Here is a 21373-nt window from a genome sequence, read left to right on the forward strand (position 1 = left end):
AGGGTGCATGCTATGCTCGGGCGCAGTAACAACAAGAGTAATTACCATGACTTTATTACGTGTAGAAAAAAATAATGGCATTGCAACGGTTTACTTAAACCGTCCAGAAAAACGTAATGCAATGAGCTTTGCATTGCTCAAAGAATTGGTCAGCACCGCTGAAAAATTAAAAAAAGATCGTAGCTTACGCTGTGTCATTTTAACGGGTGAAGCCAATGTATTTAGTGCTGGCATTGATTTGGCTGACCTAAATGATCCGAAAAATCGTGCCTACGCCGCGTGGGAACTGTTAAAACCCGGTCAAAGTTTATTTCAAAAAGCCTTCCTGATTTGGCAGCAGCTTCCTGTGCCGGTGATTGCTGCACTTGAAGGCTTTTGCTTTGGTGCAGGCATGCAACTTGCCTTGGCTGCCGATATCCGTATTGCCCACCCGAAAACGCAAATGTCGATTATGGAAAGTCGTTGGGGCTTAGTCCCTGATATGGGTTTAACCCGCTCGCTCAAAGGTGTGATTGGACTGGATTTAGCCAAGGAATTAACCCTTACAGCACGTATTTTTGACGCAGAATATGCCAAGGATATTGGCTTAGTGACGCATTTAAATGAACAGCCTTTGCTTCAAGCGCAGCAGTTAGCCGAAGAATTATCACAACGTTCACCAGATGCCTTGGCAGCGGCAAAACAAGTGCTAGATGCCATGGAACATAGTCCAAAACGATCTTTACGCTTAGAAAAAATCTGGCAATTAAAATTACTGCTCGGCAAAAACAGCCAATTGGCACGTAAAAAAGACAAGAACCCAGAGGTTCAGTTTTTACCACGCCAATATAAGTAAAATAGTCACACAGGATAGATTGAGTACAGCACATGGCGTTTGATCGTAATACAAAAATTGCATTTCTAGGTATGGGGCTGATGGGTAGCCGTATGGCCACGCGTCTCATTCAGGCAGGATTTGAAGTTGCGGTGTGGAACAGAACTGCTGCTGCGTGTGATGAGTTGGTTGCGATTGGCGCGACGGCGCTTCAATTGGACAAGATTGCCCATTATCCTGTGGTTTTATCTTGTCTCGCAGATGATGCTGCTGTTGCCGCGGTGTATGCAAGCATCGAAAATCATTTAGCGGCAGGACAAATTATTGTCGATTTTTCGAGTCTTTCTGTGAATCAAACTCATCAATTGGCTCATGCTGCAAAGTTGAAACAAGTCACTTGGATTGACTCTCCTGTTTCTGGGGGCACAGCTGGTGCTGAACAAGGCACCTTGGTCATCTTTGCCGGTGGTGATGCTCAAACGATTCAAGATTTGAGTCTGATTTACAATGTTTTATCTCAACGTGTTACCCGCATGGGCGACTCAGGTACAGGTCAAGCCACCAAAATTTGTAATCAGCTGATCGTCGCTGCCAATAGCACGTTAATCGCAGAAGCTGTCGCATTGGCCGAGAAATCAGGTGTAGACACCACGTTATTAGCACCAGCGCTTGCAGGTGGATTTGCAGATTCAAAACCCTTTCAGATTTTAACCCCACGTATGGCAACGCATCAGTACGAACCCGTGCAATGGAAAGTTCAAACTTTATCTAAAGACCTGAATAATGCAGTCCAACTGGCAGCCCAGTTTGAGTTAAGCATCCCTGTTGCCAGCCTTGCTTTATCGCAACTCAAAGCCCATCAGGACAATGGTTTTGCAGAAAAAGATCTAGCTACCATCATTCAACATGTCGAACAAAACTAACAACTCCCACTTTAGAAGTAAATTGCTTCAAGGACGATATACATGACACAGCTCGCGGTTAATTTATCCATGATTTTTACCGAAGTGCCGTTGTTAGAGCGTTTTGCTTTGGCTCGTGAACACGGTTTTAAGCATGTAGAAATTCAGTTTCCGTATGAGCTGAGTATTGAGCAGATCCAAACTCAACTCACCATCAATGATTTAAGCCTGTGTTTAATCAATGTCCCTGCGGGTGATTTGATGCAAGGCGGTGATGGTCTTGCGGGAGTTCCGGGGCGTGAAAATCAATTTCATCAGGCCTTAGAACAATGCATTCGCTATGCCACTGCGTTAAATGTACCGAGTGTCAATATTTTAGCCGGCAAACAGCCACAAGATGCTGACTTGCTGCCATGTTTAAATACCTTGTCGAGCAACCTCAAACTGGCGTGCCACATGTTGTCTGAACATCATATTCAACCAGTATTTGAAATGATTAATGGCACTGATATGCCGCGCTTTTTGGTCCAAAATATTGCCCAAGCTCAGGAAATGCTTGAAGCTGTACAACACTCTACTTTGAAGATGCAATATGACTGCTACCACATGGCGATGATGGGTGAAGATATTCTCAGTACTTTGGCAGAAAATATTCAGGATATCGGTCATATACAGTTTGCTGACTGTCCGGGGCGACATGAACCTGACTCGGCGCAGATTCCATTTGCAGAGATTTTTAAATGGTTAGATCAAAGCCAATATACAGGTTACATCGCGGCTGAATACCGACCACGAAGCAACTCATCACATTCTTTTGCGTGGAAAGACAAATACTTCCCTCATTTAGCCAATGGTCAATGACGTGTTGATTTGAAATTCATCAACAAAACCGCTATATTAGAACATGTAAAATTGTCAGGAAATCATACCCTCTATGAATTTAGAACCATCGCCCAGCGCTTCTAATTCTCACGATCTCGCAAATATCAAAGATGTACAAGCTTGTTTAGCTGTTGTACGTGAAGCACTTGAAGATGTAAAAGCCAAAGATATTGTTGAACTTGATATCAAAGCAATCAGCAACGTAGCAGATGCGATTGTTATTGCGAGCGGTACTTCAACTCGTCACATTAAGTCTCTTGCAGACAACGTGGCAGAAGAAGCACGTAAAGCTGGATTCCGCCCTATCGGTGTTGAAGGCGAACGTGATGCAGAATGGATCCTGATTGATCTCGGTTTTGTAGTGGTACATGTGATGTTACCTACAGCACGTAAATTCTATGATTTAGAAAGCTTATGGCGTACAGCTCCAGAAACTGTAGCTTAAGCTTCCAGAAAAAAGCGACCTAAATAGGTCGCTTTTTTTATCCCTTGATTTCATACACGGACAATCAGCTTCATGGTGTTTTACCCCCCTACACTAAAGCAGTTGGTGTAAATCCACCTCAGGATAGTTGGCTTTAATTTTCAGCTTGGTTTGTGCATAAACTTGGTCCGCACGCATCGGTCCATAAAAGTCACAATACACTTCATAAATGCTTGTTAAAACTTTGGCATAACTGGTCAAGGGCAAAAACTCGACAAAACTCGCCGTATTAATTTGTGCATTTGCTGCAATTGCCAGCCCAATTTCTTCTAATTGCTCAATCACATCTTGGATGAAATCAGCTTGATCTTTAGACTTCACCGTCAGCATGACTGACTCGATAAAGCCTAAAAAAGCTTCGCTAATGGTCTCTGCAATGAGCTCGTCTTCTTGCTCCTGCTCCTGCGGTTTTTCAACCCTTAACAGTTCCTGCTTTTCTAAGGTAGATAACTCATACAAGACTTGCTTCAGCATATCTTTACGATAAAAGCGAAGCTCCTCTGTGGTACAGATATCATTTAAGAAGCGATTCAAGACAAATGACGGTTTCATGCTGTACTGCTGCTCCCAGTGCCGTAGCGCACTGTCGAGTAACGTCCCATGAATAAATTGTTGTAAGCCTTTTTCTAAAGCTTCGCGGCGTTGTGCCAAATTTAACAGTTCGGTGCTCATTGCTTTACTCCTGTTAATGACGCTTGGTCATATCATCCGTTTCAAAAGTCACATCTTTTTGAAACTCGGGATAAGACAATTCAGCATGTTCGGTATAATCCAAACCACGTTGTTCATGTTGCTTACTCACACGTAAGCCACCCAACAATTTGTCCAAGACCTTAAATACAATGAACGCAACGCCAAAGCCCCATAAAAAGGCTGCAATCACCCCAAGCCCTTGTATCGCGATGACATCGCCATTAAACATATTATTTTCAAGGAAGATCCCTGCAGCCAATGTTCCCCATGCGCCACAGAAACCATGTACCGTCACCGCATCCACCACATCATCCAATTTCATTTTTTCCATGAGCATTGGTAGGAAGGTCACCATAACACCTGCACATAAACCGGTGATGACCGCATACAGTGGAGACATCGTTGCACAGCCTGCCGTAATGGCAACTAAACCACCCAGTGAGGCATTGATCGTGCTGCGGATCAAAATGGCTTTAGATCGGATGAGACAGAGCAACATATATGCAACCGCTGCAGCACACGCTGCAAGGTGCGTATTTAAAGCAATACGTCCTACGCTGACATTGGCATTAATGGTCGAGCCTGCATTAAAACCAAACCATGCTAACCATAAAATAAAACCACCTAATGCCACTAATGGTAAGTTATGCCCCGGTAAATAATGGCTTTGCCCATTGCGTCCAAATCGTCCCAAACGTGGACCCAATACGATAATGCCCGCTAAGGCCACCCAGCCACCCATCGAATGCACCACGGTCGAACCTGCAAAATCGATAAACCCGAGTGCTTTTAACCAACCGTCTCCGCCAAATAAACTGCCCCATGCCCAACTACCAAAGAGAGGATAAATCAAACCGGATACAACGGCCGCACTCACCACATAAGCGACAAAATGAATCCGCTCTGCCATTGCACCACTGGCAATAGTGGTTGCCGTTGCAGCAAACATCATTTGGAAAAATAGGAGGTTCCAGTGCCAATCATCCAGTTGATCGGGTGCAAAATGACTTAAGCCAAACCAGCCCGTCGTATTTACCCCAAACATCAGACCAAAACCCACCAACCAAAACACCAGACCACCCAAGCAGGCATCCATGTAGTTTTTCATGAGTACGTTCACGGTATTTTTACTGCGAACTGAACCACTTTCGATCATGGCAAATCCAGCTTGCATAAAGAACACCAAGATGCCGCCCAGTACCACCCAAATACTGTCGAGTGAAATACGAATTTCTTGAATATTACTGGCGATTTGCGGGTCAACTGCCCATGCAGTCGATGTCAGGACACTCAGAAATGGTGCCATCAAGTATGTTTTTTTCATGATTATTCCCCCAAGAATAACCATGCTGTGCAAAAAGAATACCAAATTTCAGACAATTAATTATTTTTCAATGCATTGCGTCACAAAATAAGTTCGCGACAATATTTTGAATCACTGAGATTGAATTTAATGAAATAAAACAGCGCATCAATCTGCACCTTTGTTTCAAAACACGCATCAATTTGATTCAAGCACCTGATGCGTTAAATATTTGTGCACTTTTAGTGTGAAGCATCAATTAATCAAAAGCGAAGAAAATAAAAGCAAAGAAAACAAAAAACCACCCGAAGGTGGTTTTAAATCTTCCTCAATCCCGCTTTATCACAGCGGGACTTTGGCAATATGAATTAATGACCGCCGCCATTAATGGCTTTTGTCATATCTTCCACAACTTTCTTCGCATCACCGAAGATCATCATCGTTTTATCGTTATAGAACAAGTCATTATCTAGACCTGCGTAGCCTGTAGCCATAGAACGTTTGATCACCATAATGGTACGTGCTTTATGCGCTTCAAGGATTGGCATACCGTAAATTGGAGAACTTGGATCGTCTTTTGCCGCTGGGTTCACCACGTCGTTCGCACCAATCACCAGTACTACATCTGTTGCTGGGAAGTCTGAGTTGATCTCGTCCATTTCAAGAATGTCTTCATATGCAACGTCAGCTTCAGCTAAAAGTACGTTCATGTGGCCCGGCATACGACCTGCCACAGGGTGAATCGCAAAACGAACTTTTACACCTTGCTCTTTTAAGATTTCACACAATTCTTTCACGGCATTTTGTGCACGACCTTGCGCCATACCATAACCAGGTACGATCACCACGCTGTCCGCATTTGACATCAAGAAACCAGCATCGTCTGCAGAACCTGAACGGTGATTACGCTGTGCTTTTTCACCATTATCCGCTGCAGCTACTGCTGTACCACCCATTGCACCACCAAACAAAACGTTGATGATTGAACGGTTCATGGCTTTACACATGATGTAAGACAGAATTGCACCTGATGAACCAACCAGTGAACCTGCAACAATCAGCATGTTGTTTTCAAGCGTGAAACCAATCCCTGCTGCAGCCCAACCTGAGAACGAGTTCAGTAGCGATACCACCACTGGCATATCACCACCGCCTACTGGCGCAATCCATACCCAACCAAATGCAAGTGCAAGAACAGTCATTGCCCAGAAAGCATTCATGTTGCCTGTGGTAAAGAAGTAGATACCACACGCCAACATCGCTAGGAAAATTAAAGCTTGAACAGGTTTTACCCATCCACCTGAAATGGTTTTTGCCCATTTCTTCGCAGCCAATTTACCGTAAGCAAATACCGACGCTGTGAAGGTAATCGCACCCACGAAACAGCCTACAAACAATTCAAATAAATGAACTTTGCTCATGTGGGCATGTTCTACACCCGCTGCTGTTAATACCGCTTCATTCTCCGCGAATGCCGCAGTCAATTGGTTGTTATGTAGAATCGCAGCGATCGCAATCAGTACCGCAGCCAAACCGACCAATGAGTGCATCAGTGCCACAGTTTCAGGCATTTGCGTCATTGGAACTGTTTTTGCACGTGCAATACCAACGACCGCACCCAACACCATTGCACCCACAATCATCCAAATCACTGGATGATCTGCGACAAAGAATGTGGTGATTACAGCAATTGCCATTGCGATCATGCCATAACGGTTACCTTGAATCGCAGTTTTTGGACCAGACAAACCACGCAACGTTAAGATAAAAAGAACGGCACCAATCAGGTAGAACCAATCCGCATATTCTTTAATGAATTCCATGGATTAACCCTCTTTTTTCTTTTGCTTAGGTTTGAACATTTCAAGCATACGTGCAGTCACCGCAAAGCCACCAAAAATGTTGATACTTGCTAGGAAAACGGCAATCGCACCTAAAATACTCACTACGTTAATGCTTTGGAACTGTACGCTTGCATCCACAATACCTGGGATACCAACGGTTTGAATCATCGCACCAACGATAATGATCGATGACAAAGCATTGGTTACAGCCATTAATGGTGTGTGTAGCGCAGGTGTTACCCCCCAAACCACGTAGTAACCAACAAAGATTGCCAAGACAAAAATAGTAATCGTTTCAACCATGATGATTCTCCTTAACCACGTTTCAGCAGCACTTGGCCGCCATGAGTGACAAGTAGTGCTTTTTGAATTTCTTCTTCAGGGTTAATTGCGAAGTTCTTTTCGCTATCAAACAGGGTTTCAATGAAATTCAAAACGTTACGTGCATACAGTGCCGACGCTTCAGTCGAAACTGTTGAAGGAATATTTGGAATACCGAGAATTTTCACGCCATTTGCAGTCACAACATTTTCGCCGCAAACAGAACCTTCAACGTTACCGCCAGTTTCAACCGCCATATCTAAAATGATTGAGCCCGGTTTCATTTTGGCAACGGTTTCTGCTTTGATTAAACGTGGTGCATCACGACCCGGCAATAATGCAGTCGTAATCACGATGTCAGCATTCGATACGGCTTTATCAACAATAATCGCTTGGTCGCGAATGTAGTCTTCACCCGGCATCCAGCCATAACCATTTTTCGCAGCATCAGCTGCTTTTTGTTGCTCTTCTGGTGACATTGGTACGTCTAACCATTTACCACCCAAAGATTCAACTTGGTCACGTGCTGTAGGACGTAAGTCAGTTGCTTCAACTACGGCACCTAAACGTTTCGCTGTTGCAATGGCTTGTAATCCTGCAACACCTACGCCCATGATCACAACACGTGCAGGTTTTACGGTACCTGCTGCTGTCATCAGCATTGGGAACATACGTTGATATTCAGCCGCAGCCAAAAGCACAGATTTATAACCTGAAAGGTTGGCTTGAGATGAAAGTACGTCCATGTTTTGCGCACGAGAAAGGGTTCGTGGCAAAAGTTCCAATGCAAATGCAGACACGTTTTGTGACGCAAATTGGTCAAGTTCGGTGTTGCGGTAAGGGTCAAACATCCCCACAACGGTGGTACCCGCTGTGAGTTTTTGAATTTCGTCACCTTTAGGCGCACGAACTTTCAAAATCATTTGACTACCGGTATAGGCATCATCCGTAATTTTGGCACCAACTTGTTCATAGGCACTATCGATGTAAGCAGCGTTTACCCCTGCTCCACGTTCAATAACGACGCTATGACCAGCGCTGATCAACTTCTTTACTGTTTCAGGCGTCGCAGCGACGCGATTTTCACCGACAACAGTTTCGGCTGGAATTCCGATCTGCATGAGCGTTCCTCAAGCTAATTTTTCTTAAGTAAACATCGCAATCCGCGATGTCTCCCCTCAGGATGTGTTTTTGTACAATTTTTGGATTCTAATTGAACTTTTTTAAAATACTACCCAATATTTATTTAATAAATACCCATATTTTGAACTCATGATTCATGAAAAGAATAGTGCGATATTTCATTTATTCAGTTTTATTTGTCGATTTATTACTCATTTTTATCCTATTTATAACTTTTTAATATTACTTAAGACCAAAAACATAAATAATTTCGCTGGTTTTAGTGCAGATTGTTTCACTGCGTTGATCATTGTGACATTTTCATTCAACACAGAATGACCTGAACGTGTCGTGAAAAATCGACTTAAGTCAGGTAAAGCCACTCTTTCATTCAGACTGCATCAGCTCGTTGACTCATTTGACAGTTTTGACGTGCTGACCTGCATTGAAAACTGACTTTTTTTCTGCCACAGTCTCGTCAAATCGGTCAGCTTGAATATCCGATGGATTTTTGCGCACATTTCGGGTTTATTGAGATCTTGCTCTCCCCACCTGATGCTTCGCCTTAACTTAGAATTGCCTTTTTTAGCTAAAAAAATAATTTTTTGAATATTTAGCATCATGATATCGCTACTGACTTTCTATCCCAAAAAAACACTATTGCACCATTTATGTGCAATTTTCACCTTAAATGTTTCAGCCTGATATATTTGACCTGCCGAGTCATGTTGAGATTAAAAAATTCAAAACCAAATTGGTCATTTCTTCCACTGTTTTTCATGTTTGATCTAGCAATCCCTTATGCATAAAGGAATAAGTACTATTCTTTTTTTGCATTTTTACTCACACGATGCATTTTTTATAATCAAAATGACAGTTCAAACTTGTCGGAACAATGCTGTCGAATTCGTTCAGTCGTCATGAGGCACACCTTAACTTATGTCAAGAAACCTTAGTCCGCACTTCATCGGTGCAATTTTTGCGCTGATTGCTGCCTTCTTGTTTAGTACCAAAGCGATCTTTATTAAGCAAGCCTATGCACTTTCTCCTCTTGTCGATGCCACTGTCCTCATGGCTTTACGCATGATGAGTGCATTGCCGTTTTTCTTGGTCATTGCATGGCTGAGTCGATGTTCCTATCAAACGATTCAACGAAAAGATTGGGTGCTCTTGCTCATTTCCGGTTTAATCGGCTATTACTTTTCGAGTTGGCTCGACTTCCGTGGCTTGATGTATATCAGTGCTTCGCTTGAACGAATTATTCTTTTTCTGTACCCCACATTAACTGTACTGGCTTCCGCTGTTTTATTCAAAAAGCCACTGAGTTTTAAAACCATCCTTGCCCTGATTTTAAGTTATGGCGGGACAGTGTTAGTGATGCTACAAGAACAAAATGCCACACCACATGATCAGTACTTTTGGCTCGGATGTAGTTTGGTTTTTGCCAGTGCCGTGCTATTTGCAATTTACTTATTACTCACGCCAGGCCTCATGCAAAAGTTTGGTTCTTTACACTTTACCGGTCTAGCTCTGAGCATTGCCTGCATTGGGACGATTATTCATTTTCTATTTGCAACACCACAGCCCATTGCCTTGCTTCAACAACTCCCGAGTCAAGTCTGGCTGTATGGTTTAGCGCTCGGACTATTGGTTACCGTACTTCCAACCATTTTGATGATGCAAAGTATCGTCCGACTCGGGGCAGCACAATCGGCCATGATTGCCTCTATCGGGCCCATTTTAACGATTTTACTGGCCGTCGCGTTGTTGAATGAACATTTAAACCTATGGCAATGGGTCGGTTGCGGTCTGAATATGCTGGGTGTCTTGATGATCAGTCTCAGTAAGAAATCCTAATCGCGAGCTTGGATACTATTCACAGAGAAACACTTTAAGACCTGTTTGATTTTCCTTATAGTGACCACAACAGCGTGGCAGCAAATTCTTTGCATACGCTTCCGCCCAAAATCTGGACAATTTATGAAAGCCTCGATCGACATTAGCAATGATAAAACCCTGTTGTGGCTTATGGCTGCTGCATGTGGTTTATGTGCGGGTGCCAATTATTATTGCCAACCTTTAGTGGCTTCCATCCAACAAAGCTTTCAAATTTCACAATCAGAAGTGGCGCTAACCGTCACTTTCGCGCAAATTTCTTATGCTTTGGGTCTACTGTTTATTGTGCCGATTGGCGATATTGTGAATAAAGCCAAATTTATTCCACTGCTCATGCTTGGAGCGACTGTGGGTTTAGCCCTCTGTGCTTTTTCAACCAATCTATACATGCTTTGGGCAGGAACCATTATCACCGGGCTATTTTCAGTGGCTGCTCAGGTCCTCATCCCTTTGGTCACGGTTGCGATTCGACCTGAAAAAATTGGGGCAGTTGTTGGCTTTTTAATGAGTGGGTTATTGGTCGGCATTCTGTTATCAACCAGTCTCTCTGGCTTATTGTCCTATCTGTTTCATTGGAAATCGATTTACATCCTCAGTGCTCTATTGATGTTGGTATTAGCCGTCTTACTCAAAAAACGTTTGCCCGTGGTCAGCATCACACGGATGCCCTACAGCCAAGTTTTCCAATCCATGGGCGCATTACTCAAACATGAGCCACGGTTAATTTTCCGATCTCTGATTGGGGGCTGTGTCTTTGCCGCGATGAGTATGCTGTTTTCCACCATTGCCATGTTACTGACTGAGCCACCTTTTCATTTGGCAGATGTTTGGGTCGGTGTTGTAACGTTAGTTGGTGTGTTTGGTGCCCTATCAACACAATGGATTGGGCGTTGGGCGGATTTGGGTTTCAACCGAAAATTAACCTGGCTCGGTTGTAGCATCTTAGCCCTGAGTTGGGGACTGCTGTATTTGGGTGGATCATCACTTGCCTTTTATATTTTGGGCTATGGTCTAATCAACCTCGGTTTGGCAATGGTGCATAGCTGTAATCAAAATATTATTTTCCAACTCAACCCGATTGCACGATCTCGAATTAATTCAATTTACATGACTTTTTATTTTGTCGGTGGTGCATGTGGTTCAGCTTTGGGCGTATTTGCATGGCATCATGGCGGCTGGACCACCACCTGCATGACAGGGATTGCCTTAGTCATTGTTGCTGGATTTTTTGTATTGATCGATCAACTCTATACTGCGCGGCAATTAAAATATCCACAATGAGAAGTATTCATCACCGCAATAAAGCCACATTACTGTGGCTTTATTTTTGCAAATTAACTGACCTGCACCACGGGATAAAAGGGTTTGCCTAAATCCAAGGTTTCTGCATTTTCCAAAAGAATCACCATAAACACCGGTAAGAGTGCCGACAGTATTGTGCAGCCATCTTGAAGCTGTTTCCGATTGACCGAACTTTTATAGGTCGCGCCTCCATGAACCATTTGATTGCGTAGCGTATACATGCGATTGAACAGCACCATTAAAATATCAACGGAATCTTTTTCTTTAAGCGCGCGTAGTACTTTCTGTTTTTCATGCGCCAAGCCCTCTTTGCATGCGTCATGGCTAATTTTTTGATTTTGATAATCCCAAAAACCCTGATAAACATAGGGATTATCCAAAAACAACCGTATCGGCTGACTAAAACGCTCCCATAAAATATTATAGATTTTATGCTCTGCATCCTTTTGGCAAATCACATATAAAAACTGCCTTAAGCTTTGCTTGTCCTGAGCAATCTGTAAATCTTGTGCGTATATTGCGTTGAAGGACACCCACAAACTGATAAATTGCAAATCGAGATCATCTTGAAGATCAATCGACTTTTTCAGCCAACTTAAACCTCGATGAATGCGTAAATTAAATTGGTCGGTATGTTCCGACTTTTTACTTTTGAATATTTCTTCAAGTAGCATCATGCCTGCTAAATTCCAATGGATAATTCGTTTATTTTTCTACCATTTGAACTTAGCGCAATTGTTTACCGGCATGCAATCAAAATATCTCTGTATTCAAATATTTGGTTTCATCTTGTGTGAGATAGGTATAACGTTCTAACAGATCATTTTCATCAAAAATCAATTCATAGGACATTTTATTTCCATTAAAAACGGATTCGGCAGGTGTTCCTAAAAGTTCCCATAACCCCACGGTCGCCACATCTGCAGCACCATGCCAAAATGCACGTCCGACTTTACTGGCAGTCGAATAACCTTGGGTAAAGGTATAAATTTCATAGCGTTTGCCATTTTTATATTCAGAGGTGATTGGTGCGCCAAATTCAGCAATCACCAAGTTACGAGATAACCCTTGTTGAATCATTTCGGTATTTTTCTTGTTTGGCTGCTTGCTTGCCATGACAACTGAACAGCCTGTTGTGCCTGACAATGTGAAAACCAACGCTATTCCTAAGCAGGTTTGTTTCATCATGTGGTATTCCCCAAATTCTTCACATTTCATTTTTAATTTTTGATTTTCATCTGCTGTTGATCTTAATTGTTTATTTCATCTTTTTCATTTTTTTATACGACTATTCGTCTGATTTTTAGAATGATTAGCGCCTGAAAGATTCACATTTATAAAGTTTCAGACTGAATAATGCTTTAAGTTCATTATTGTTCTGTTGGTGGCGATGTCGGTGGAACGAACCAGTTTTTCCAAGAACTACTGTGCCGAGTTTCAATTGCAACGGTAGGGATGAGCTCTTGCTTCAGCATTTTTTCTTGACCGACGGCTTTCGCCAACCGCGCTTTGACCGAGTGTATACACTCACGGTCTTCAAACTCACAGCGGTCAAGGCTTGAGCCACCACAGGGTCCATTGGCTAATCCTTTAGGACAGGTTTCAGGACAAATATATAAGGTTTCGCCTAAACGACATTGCCCACAACTTTCACAGCCCACGATGCCATGTTTACTGATAAATTCTGTTTGCAGCAAGGCCGCATCGGCTTTCGGCTTTTGCCATAATTTGGCCGAAAAAATATAAGATCCCGCCCCTTTGGCCAGTTTTGAACTAAAAAATAACTCATGCATGACATGCATACTTTTATATTTCAAAACCTGTTCAACTGGAGCCTTATGGTTATTTGCGCCCGTCGGGTGGAAGTTCACATCAACACTAGAGCGCCAAAGCATTTTCCACTCTGCTAAACATTGTGCAAACGTTAATGTAGCAAATTGCAAAATTGCTTTTTGCAACTTCTCTTGTTCTTCCGCTTTATGACAGGCCGATAAATGAACCCCTGCATAGCCCAAATGCTGACACATTAATATTTGTAAAGCGCAGCGAGCATAGACATTCTGTTCAGCTTGAATGGCGTCGCTTTGCTGTTCTTGTTGCAAAAAATTTAATACATCTGCTGAAAGCACGATGCCTGCAACTTTTTGCTTGGCCATAAAACGGGCACGGGCAAATGTCAGCGGCATGACACAAGCCAATACAGGCACACATGGATAATATTGCTGCATATAGCGTTGGTAACTGTTCAACACATCCATGTCAAAGCCCAACTGTGTAATCACATAGTCAGCGCCAGCTTGAATTTTTTTATTCAGTTTAAAATACTGCGCATCCTTTTCTGCTTCTGCATATTTAAAAGGATTAAATGCCACTCCTAAATAAAACCCACCAAAGTCTTTGGCTGCCATGACTTGATTGACCGACTCTAAATAGCGACTCCGTAAACTCGGATCACTTGCCCCATTCTGATGTTGCTTGAGCTTATCGCCACTGAGTAAAAGTAAATTCTCTACCCCCTGCTGCTGAGCATCTTTCAGAAAAGTTTGAAAGTCTGAGATATCTCGACCTTTACCCGAATAATGCAGAATTTTTTCAATGCTTTGAGGGTAGTCATGCATTGCTTCCAGAGGAGCAATATCTGTGTCACTTTGCACTCGGTCAGCCAATGACATGCACACAGGAAAGCCTGCAAATGTCGTTGGGACACAATGCGGTTTTTGCGTCGTTAGATATTCAAACGAGATACAAAACTGGCGTTGCAATAGATATTGGGAAAATAAAGACATAAAGGCAGGCAGTTAAATCTGCTGAGAAACCATACAATAAAGTTTATAAAATTATAGATTAATCACATAAAAATTTAAATTACTTAAGCCACACTTCCGACTCTTTCTAGCCTGACCTTGAATTCGTCACGCTAGCAAGACCATGTCCCAAACCACAATTTATGCTAATATTGCGCGCGTCTTGAAATGCGGTTTTTTTCATCGTATTTCGGACTGCTTTTGTAATTTTTTCACCATTTTCCATTTCGTTCTTCCATCTTGTTCTTTTAAGGCGTGTTTTTTTAATGACTGATCTCCAACCCATTGAAAATAAACTTCAACCACGAATCAGTGTTGCGCCAATGATGGATTGGACGACTCGTGACTATCGTTTCTTTGCACGCTTATTTAATCCCAATGTGATTCTCTACACCGAGATGGTCACCACAGGCGCGATTTTATTTGGCGGTGCGAATCGTCATTTGGACTATAACAACGAAGAACACCCGATTGTGTTACAGCTAGGCGGTTCAAATCCTAAAGATTTAGCGACCTGTACCAAGATGGCACAGGACTGGGGCTATGATGAAGTGAACCTCAATGTCGGCTGTCCGAGTGACCGCGTTCAGAACAATAAAATTGGCGCATGCTTGATGGCAGAGCCTGATTTGGTTGCAGAATGTATTGCTGAAATGCGAAATGCTGTTGATATTCCAGTGACCGTGAAACACCGCATCGGGATTGATGACATGCAGTCTTATGAAGAAATGCTGCATTTTGTTGATACGGTTGCAAAGACTGGCTGTAACAATTTTATCGTGCATGCTCGTATTGCCCTGCTGCAAGGTTTGTCGCCAAAAGAAAACCGTGATGTGCCACCTTTACGTTATGAAGATGTTTATCGTCTGAAACAAGAACGTCCAAATTTATTGATCGAAATTAATGGCGGGGTGAAAACCTTTGCTGAAACACAGCAACATTTACAACATGTTGATGGCGTGATGATTGGCCGTGAGGCTTATCACAACCCGTACTTATTGGCTGAGATCGGTCAGCTTTGGAATCTCGAATTACCTAACCGTTTCGATATTATCGATCAAATGCTGCCATATATTGCGAAACGCATGGAAGAAGGTGCACCTCTTTCTATCATTACCCGTCATATTTTAGGTTTATTCCAAAACCTACCGGGTGCTCGAAAATGGCGTCAGGCTTTAAGTGGTGGCAATGCCAAAACCTTTGCCGATGTGGAAAATGCCATCCAAAATATTAAGGATGCAATGCAACGTACAGAAGACTATTTACGTGATCATCCTAAAGTCGTTTTAGAAGATTAATCTTCTAAAAGTAAAAGCCCGCTATTTTGCGGGCTTTTTTATTTTCATGCCTCACAAAGTACGTGTTTAACAACATCGTCACAACTCAGCTAAATCAACTAAACAGTCACATCATTGCTCAATGACTATTGACCGTAATGTTCCCTTTGGGAAAAGGTTCATCATCATAGCCAGTCCATTGATAATCGGATGGATCTTCTTCCTCACGCAAACCCACGTAACTCTCAGGCGTCGATGTAACAGGTTCAATTTCCTCGGTTGGTTGTTCCAATTCTTCAACCAAATGATTCAACTCTTGATCTAACTGCGCCTGATATTTTGCAATTTCAGCTTCGTCAATGAAGGCAAATTGTTCTTCATCTATTTTCCATGCATAGCCTTGCAAATCTTTGTAAATCTCAACCAAAACAGTGTAAGGCTGACCATCGTATTGCAACGTCGCCTGAGCCTTAAAGCTTAATCCCTTACGCTCTAATACTTTTATATTTTGAATCCGTAAATGGTACTGCCGATAATCTGGATTCTGATCAAACTCGTGCTGCATCTGCTGCTCAATCTGCCGAGATAATTCATCTGTCGAGACAAAATAACTACAACCAGCCAAACTCAACAGTAAAAAAATGGTGAGCCATCGAAACATATTGCATCCCCCATGATGCATTTATTCTTGATGAAAAAGTCAGACCGATCACAGATTCCGATCCAAACATTCCTCATTGTTTGCTTCATAATAGCCAATAAAACACACAGTACAAGCCAAATTATCAAGATTTCTCAATTTTATATTTAATTTTGATATCAATCACTTAAATTATATTTTTGCTGTTTTAAAACACTGACAGCCTTGGTCTATTGCTGACATATTTTTGTTGAAAATGACCATTTTGGTAGTGGTTTCCTAGCCTTCATATTTTCAATATGAAATCGATCTTATTGTAATTTATTCAATATAGAGCCTTAAACAAAACATCATAAATGCGCCATAAAAAAATCCCCGAACATTGCGGGGATTTTTAAGGCATCAACTGAAATTATTCATCGTCCGTTTCAGGCTCATGATTTAGCGCATCATGTATGGCTTCCACCAATTGCTGTGCAATTTCTTGTTTTGACGCCTTCTCTAAATCACGCTTTTCCATTTGATATTGATCGGCGAAGAACACGGTCATGGCATTTTCGTCTGAAGCAAAACCAATGTCTTTACGTGAAACATCATTGCACGCAATCATATCGAGTTTTTTAGCCACAAGCTTACCTGCGGCATACTCCTCGACATTGCGTGTCTCGGCAGCAAATCCAACCATAAATGGACGTTTTGACTGCTGCGCAATCGTTGCAACGATATCTGGGTTTTTAATTAATGCCACATTGAGTTCATCACCAGCTTTTTTGATTTTATGCTCTGCAACTTCTGCCACGCGATAATCCGCAACAGCTGCTGTTGCAATAAAAATATCACAGCCTTCATCTAACATTTGCAGACTGGTCTCTAACATTTTAATTGCAGACTGCACATTAATCCGTCGTACACCATTTGGTGTATCTAAACTTACGGGTCCTGCGATCAGCGTTACTTTAGCCCCAGCTGCATAACAAGCCGCTGCCAGTGCGAAACCCATTTTACCTGTGCTGTGGTTGGAAATATAACGTACAGGATCTATCGACTCACGTGTAGGACCAGCTGTAATCGCCACATGCTTGCCTGCAAGCATGCCAAATTTTTCAGCAATAGCTCGCTGTGCTTGATGAAAATAGGCCGTCACTTGATCTGCTAGATCTTCAGGCTCAGGCATGCGTCCTAAGCCCACATCTCCACATGCTTGAGAACCGGCATCGGGCATGATCACATGTACGCCATCTTCAACCAGTGTATTTAAATTACGCTGTGTCGCTTTGGCTGCCCACATTTGCTGATTCATTGCTGGGGCAACCCAGACCGGCGCTTTTGTCGCAAGATAAAGTGTCGAAAGAAGATCATCTGCTAACCCCCCCGCAAATTTTGCCAGCGTGTCGCAACTTGCAGGAGCAACCAATACCAAATCAGCCCAACGTGCCAATTCAATATGTCCCATGCCCGCTTCTGCTTCGGGATTGAGTAATTCGGTATGTACAGGGTTGCCTGAAAGCGCCTGAAACGTTAGCGGGGTCACAAAGGCTTGCGCACCTTGAGTCATCACCACGCGCACATCAAATCCGGCATCTTTTAACCGACGGACAAGAATGGCACTTTTATAGGCTGCGATACCACCAGTGACACCTAAAAGAATATTTTTTGTGGGCATTACACTTAAATCAAAGCTCACGAACAGGCTACCTATCTGTTGCAGTGGCGCTCACAATAGCATTAAATATGCACTGACCCAAGAATCTGCTGTGAAAAAGCCGATTGACTGATAATAAAAAAGTCTAAGAATAATGAATAATTCAATTAAAAATTGGCCTGAACAAGAGCGCCCACGTGAGCGCCTGATTCAACAAGGCGCACAAAGTTTATCCGATGCTGAGTTACTGGCTATTTTCCTACGCTCTGGTTCCCAGCAGCATTCTGCTGTCGAGCTCGCACGACTCCTGATCCAACATTTTGGCCAGTTGCAAGCACTGATGGATGCTTCACTTGAGGATTTACGCCAGTTTCATGGCATTGGAAACAGTAAATATGCGCAGCTCATGGCAGTAAAAGAACTCGGCAAACGCTATGTGAGTCAACATTTTCAAAATGAAGCCTTAGAATTGCAACATTCTGAACAATTACAAAATTTTCTTCGCTTTGAATTTTTATCGGAACGTCAAGAAGTCTTTGGCGTGCTTTGTCTAGATGCGCATTTAAGAAAAATAAACTTTAAAAAACTTTTTTATGGCAGCCTCAATACCTGTGAAATTTCCATCAATCAACTGCTGCGTTATGTCATTTCTGAACACGCCAGCAGTATTGTCATTGCACATAATCATCCTTTCGGTCGTGCAGAACCCTCTGCTGCCGATCTGGAATTGACTCGACTCATTCAGCAGGCTTGTCAGCTGGTGGAAATTCGACTGATCGATCATTGCATTATCTCCACAGAAGGGAGTTTTTCCTTTGCTGAACATGGCTTGCTCCAAGCACACTCATCTGCATCAAACAGTTATTGACAAGTGCTTGAGCAAACCCGAAGATCATCATAATTTTTTAAAACTAGAAATTATCATTCGAACATGATCGTCCGTGACCAACCGAGTATTTTTAAACTGCTATTTTCTTGGCGAGGAACGATTTTACCTAAGGTTTTACCACCGCTCGGGATCGTTATGTTGCTGTCTGCCATTGTGGGCGGCTTATCCTATGTCGATATCTTCCATTTTACCGAATTTCCTTTGGTCGGCTTTACCCTAATTGGTGTCGTGCTGTCGATTTTCTTAGGCTTTAAAAACTCAGCCTGCTATGACCGTTGGTGGGAAGCTCGGCGTTTATGGGGCATTTTGATTGCCAATGCACGCCATTTTGACCGTGACTGCCGTTTACTCAGTCAAGGCCGTCGTGAACGTGTGATCCAACATGTGATTGTGTTTGCCAATGTTTTGCGTGACCGACTCCGCCATCAAACCGCCAACCCCACTGAACTAGTTGAAACCAGCGGCATGAGCGCGAATGCCATCACTCAGTTATACCAACAAGCCAATGCACCGCAGTACACGTTGAGTTTGATTCAATGGGAGCTAATGCAGGCGCTTAAAGATGGTGAAATTTCAGATATTATTTATACCCAGATGAATCAGCATGTGATGGAACTCAGCACCGTACAAACAGGCTGTGACCGGATTGCCACCACGCCATTACCGTTTGCTTATTCGGTCTTGCTGAATCGAACCGTTTATTTTTTCTGTTTTGTCTTACCCTTTAGCTTGGGCTCTACTTTAGGTCTCGCAACCCCCCTTTTGGTCGGAATTTTAGCCTATACCTTTTTAGGCTTAGATGCGCTGAGTTCAGAGATTGAAGAGCCCTTCGGTACACAAAGCAATGACCTTCCATTGGACTCGATGGTGCGTACTATTGAAATTGAATTACTTGGGACTTTAGGAAAACCCACCCCACCACCGATTCAAGCCAAAGATCATAATTTACTGTAATTGATCAATGAGTCTAAACCCTCGCTTACATAGCTTTGTCGTACACTTTTTTTGGTATATCGAAGATATGTAAGTGAGAGCATTTAAGCAAAGCTCTCCCAGATTCCAACTTGCCCTTCTTTCACTCGAGGGATGTTGCCGAGTTTAATCCATGGCATATTGTCACCATGAAAATCACTCCCAACAGAAACTTTTAAGTTAAAGGCAGCAATCATACGATCCACCATTTGACGAGTCGATAATGGCTCAATTGCCGGTGGTAATTCCACTGCATCACCGCCCGCTTCAGCAAAGATTTCAATCAAATAACGAATATTGGTCGCAGATAAATCATATCGCGTTGGATGCGCCAACACTGCAAAGCCACCACTGGCATGAATCACCTCAATGGTCTCAACAAGACTTGGACCTTCAAATTTTACAAAAGCTTTTTTGCCTTCTTTAATATATTTATCAAAAGCTTGTTGTGGACGTGAAACTACCCCCTTTTCCACCAAAGTTTTGGCAATATGGGTACGTGTTACCCGATCTGGAATATGTTCGACCTTGGCAATCACATCGCTATAAATATCTTGACCAATTAACGGTATCAGTAAGTCACAAATCTGCCGAGCACGTTCCGCTCGAATACGCTTTTGATCCATCAATAAGGCTTGTATGGGCGCAGGATTTTGCATATTTAAAGCGACGATATGCACACCATAACTTTTTTTGGTCGCAGGTCTCGACCACTGGCTGGAAATCTCCACGCCAGAGATTAATTGCAGCTTTAATTCATGAGCGACTTGCTCTGCTGCCAACAATCCGTCCATCGTATCGTGATCAGTCAAAGCCAGCGTATGAATTCCAATAGCACTTGCGGCCTGCACCAAAGCCTCTGGTGACAAAGTACCATCAGAAATATTACTGTGTGTATGTAAATCTACGCCTTGCATCTCTATACTATGTCATTTATTTGATCAGATTTAGATACTCTAACATGAAAGCACTTTTAGACTTTGTGCCACTCATTATTTTCTTTTATTTATATAAAACTGTAGATCCAAAAGATACGCAGCACCCATTATTACAATTAATTGGTTCTGCTGGGGGTGTCGATAACAATAACATTCTTGTGGCAACATCAGGTCTCATCATTTCCATGCTTGTGGTTTATGGTGCATTGTTTGTCATGCAAAAATTCCGTCTAGATAAACAACAATGGATTGTGTTGTTCATGACCGTGATTTTTGGTGGTATTACCCTGATGCTAAGCGATGATTTTTATATTCGGTTAAAAGCCGTTTTACTGAACTTAGTGTTTGCTGGGGCGTTTTTACTTTCTCCACTGTTTAGTAAAGATAAGAAACCACTCATCGAACGTTTATTTGGTCCAGTCTTAAATTTAACCGCTGTCGGTTGGAAACGATTGAACTATGCATGGGCTGCAATGTTCGTGGTGATGTCATGTTTACACACCTTTTTCGCTTATTTGTTTGCAGACGGAAAATATTGGGGTGAATTCACTGCTTTTGGTGACATGATCGTGATGTTTTCCTTTATCATTATTCAGTTTATTGTATTACGTAAATACTTTAAGACCTCAGAATAATCCATTCGGTCAA

21 protein-coding genes are annotated in these 21373 nt (G+C 42.5%); 10 read left to right on the forward strand and 11 right to left on the reverse strand.

Annotated elements, in window-relative coordinates:
* Window positions 1-46: 46 nt before the first annotated feature.
* The 4 genes from M5F03_RS14375 (at window position 47) to rsfS (ending at window position 3043) form a co-directional block, all read left to right on the forward strand.
* Window positions 47-835 carry a crotonase/enoyl-CoA hydratase family protein gene (locus tag M5F03_RS14375; RefSeq protein WP_078194187.1) on the forward strand — a complete coding sequence of 263 codons (789 nt, stop codon included), beginning with the start codon at window positions 47-49 and terminating at the stop codon, window positions 833-835.
* A 32-nt stretch (window positions 836-867) separates the two neighbouring features.
* Window positions 868-1737: an NAD(P)-dependent oxidoreductase gene (locus M5F03_RS14380; protein ID WP_249708729.1), complete on the forward strand. Its 870-nt coding sequence runs from the start codon at window positions 868-870 to the stop codon at window positions 1735-1737.
* Between the two features lie 42 nt (window positions 1738-1779).
* The gene (locus M5F03_RS14385) at window positions 1780-2577 is read left to right on the forward strand and encodes a hydroxypyruvate isomerase family protein (protein ID WP_078191282.1); all 798 of its coding nucleotides are present in this window, start codon (window positions 1780-1782) and stop codon (window positions 2575-2577) included.
* Between the two features lie 73 nt (window positions 2578-2650).
* Entirely contained in the window at window positions 2651-3043 is a 393-nt protein-coding gene (rsfS, locus tag M5F03_RS14390) for a ribosome silencing factor (RefSeq protein WP_086178424.1), read from the forward strand.
* A 93-nt stretch (window positions 3044-3136) separates the two neighbouring features.
* Here rsfS and M5F03_RS14395 read toward each other — a convergent pair whose 3' ends face one another.
* The 5 genes from M5F03_RS14395 to M5F03_RS14415 form a co-directional block, all read right to left on the reverse strand.
* Window positions 3137-3754, reverse strand: coding sequence for a hypothetical protein (locus M5F03_RS14395; protein WP_180108100.1), 618 nt, complete (start codon window positions 3752-3754; stop codon window positions 3137-3139).
* A gap of 13 nt (window positions 3755-3767) precedes the next feature.
* On the reverse strand, window positions 3768-5081 hold the full coding sequence (locus M5F03_RS14400; RefSeq protein WP_372491156.1) for an ammonium transporter: 1314 nt from the start codon (window positions 5079-5081) through the stop codon (window positions 3768-3770).
* A 365-nt stretch (window positions 5082-5446) separates the two neighbouring features.
* Window positions 5447-6901: an NAD(P)(+) transhydrogenase (Re/Si-specific) subunit beta gene (locus M5F03_RS14405; protein ID WP_078191286.1), complete on the reverse strand. Its 1455-nt coding sequence runs from the start codon at window positions 6899-6901 to the stop codon at window positions 5447-5449.
* Between the two features lie 3 nt (window positions 6902-6904).
* On the reverse strand, window positions 6905-7225 hold the full coding sequence (locus tag M5F03_RS14410) for a proton-translocating transhydrogenase family protein (RefSeq protein WP_078191287.1): 321 nt from the start codon (window positions 7223-7225) through the stop codon (window positions 6905-6907).
* Between the two features lie 11 nt (window positions 7226-7236).
* Window positions 7237-8364 carry a Re/Si-specific NAD(P)(+) transhydrogenase subunit alpha gene (locus tag M5F03_RS14415; RefSeq protein WP_111885447.1) on the reverse strand — a complete coding sequence of 376 codons (1128 nt, stop codon included), beginning with the start codon at window positions 8362-8364 and terminating at the stop codon, window positions 7237-7239.
* Window positions 8365-9304: 940 nt separating this feature from the next.
* On the opposite strand from M5F03_RS14415, the gene M5F03_RS14420 reads away from it, so the two are divergent.
* Window positions 9305-10222 (forward strand): DMT family transporter, encoded by a 918-nt coding sequence (locus tag M5F03_RS14420; protein ID WP_180102855.1) that lies wholly within the window; start codon window positions 9305-9307, stop codon window positions 10220-10222.
* A gap of 123 nt (window positions 10223-10345) precedes the next feature.
* Window positions 10346-11542, forward strand: coding sequence for an MFS transporter (locus M5F03_RS14425; RefSeq protein ID WP_249708731.1), 1197 nt, complete (start codon window positions 10346-10348; stop codon window positions 11540-11542).
* A gap of 53 nt (window positions 11543-11595) precedes the next feature.
* Here M5F03_RS14425 and M5F03_RS14430 read toward each other — a convergent pair whose 3' ends face one another.
* From M5F03_RS14430 to M5F03_RS14440, 3 genes are all read right to left on the reverse strand, one after another.
* The gene (locus M5F03_RS14430; protein ID WP_180059445.1) at window positions 11596-12240 is read right to left on the reverse strand and encodes a HEPN domain-containing protein; all 645 of its coding nucleotides are present in this window, start codon (window positions 12238-12240) and stop codon (window positions 11596-11598) included.
* 76 nt (window positions 12241-12316) lie between these two features.
* Window positions 12317-12748, reverse strand: coding sequence for a hypothetical protein (locus tag M5F03_RS14435; RefSeq protein ID WP_249708752.1), 432 nt, complete (start codon window positions 12746-12748; stop codon window positions 12317-12319).
* Between the two features lie 185 nt (window positions 12749-12933).
* Window positions 12934-14349: a methylenetetrahydrofolate reductase C-terminal domain-containing protein gene (locus M5F03_RS14440; RefSeq protein ID WP_249708733.1), complete on the reverse strand. Its 1416-nt coding sequence runs from the start codon at window positions 14347-14349 to the stop codon at window positions 12934-12936.
* 284 nt (window positions 14350-14633) lie between these two features.
* Between M5F03_RS14440 and dusA the strand changes: the two genes are divergently transcribed.
* A complete protein-coding gene (gene dusA, locus M5F03_RS14445; RefSeq protein WP_249708735.1) occupies window positions 14634-15665 on the forward strand; it encodes a tRNA dihydrouridine(20/20a) synthase DusA in 1032 nt (343 codons plus the stop codon).
* A 118-nt stretch (window positions 15666-15783) separates the two neighbouring features.
* Here dusA and M5F03_RS14450 read toward each other — a convergent pair whose 3' ends face one another.
* Both M5F03_RS14450 and coaBC read right to left on the reverse strand, forming a co-directional pair.
* The gene (locus tag M5F03_RS14450) at window positions 15784-16305 is read right to left on the reverse strand and encodes a hypothetical protein (protein WP_249708737.1); all 522 of its coding nucleotides are present in this window, start codon (window positions 16303-16305) and stop codon (window positions 15784-15786) included.
* 391 nt (window positions 16306-16696) lie between these two features.
* On the reverse strand, window positions 16697-17968 hold the full coding sequence (gene coaBC / locus M5F03_RS14455; RefSeq protein WP_249708740.1) for a bifunctional phosphopantothenoylcysteine decarboxylase/phosphopantothenate--cysteine ligase CoaBC: 1272 nt from the start codon (window positions 17966-17968) through the stop codon (window positions 16697-16699).
* A gap of 112 nt (window positions 17969-18080) precedes the next feature.
* Between coaBC and radC the strand changes: the two genes are divergently transcribed.
* Complete coding sequence (gene radC, locus M5F03_RS14460) at window positions 18081-18794, forward strand: RadC family protein (protein ID WP_249708744.1); 714 nt, start codon at window positions 18081-18083, stop codon at window positions 18792-18794.
* Between the two features lie 63 nt (window positions 18795-18857).
* Entirely contained in the window at window positions 18858-19769 is a 912-nt protein-coding gene (locus tag M5F03_RS14465) for a bestrophin family protein (protein WP_078191309.1), read from the forward strand.
* A gap of 83 nt (window positions 19770-19852) precedes the next feature.
* On the opposite strand, the gene M5F03_RS14470 is transcribed toward M5F03_RS14465, so the two are convergent.
* A complete protein-coding gene (locus M5F03_RS14470) occupies window positions 19853-20704 on the reverse strand; it encodes a PHP domain-containing protein (RefSeq protein ID WP_180133601.1) in 852 nt (283 codons plus the stop codon).
* 44 nt (window positions 20705-20748) lie between these two features.
* Between M5F03_RS14470 and M5F03_RS14475 the strand changes: the two genes are divergently transcribed.
* On the forward strand, window positions 20749-21360 hold the full coding sequence (locus M5F03_RS14475) for an inner membrane-spanning protein YciB (RefSeq protein ID WP_078191311.1): 612 nt from the start codon (window positions 20749-20751) through the stop codon (window positions 21358-21360).
* Window positions 21361-21373 lie beyond the last annotated feature (13 nt).

Source organism: Acinetobacter amyesii (assembly GCF_023499985.1).
GTDB lineage: Bacteria > Pseudomonadota > Gammaproteobacteria > Pseudomonadales > Moraxellaceae > Acinetobacter > Acinetobacter amyesii.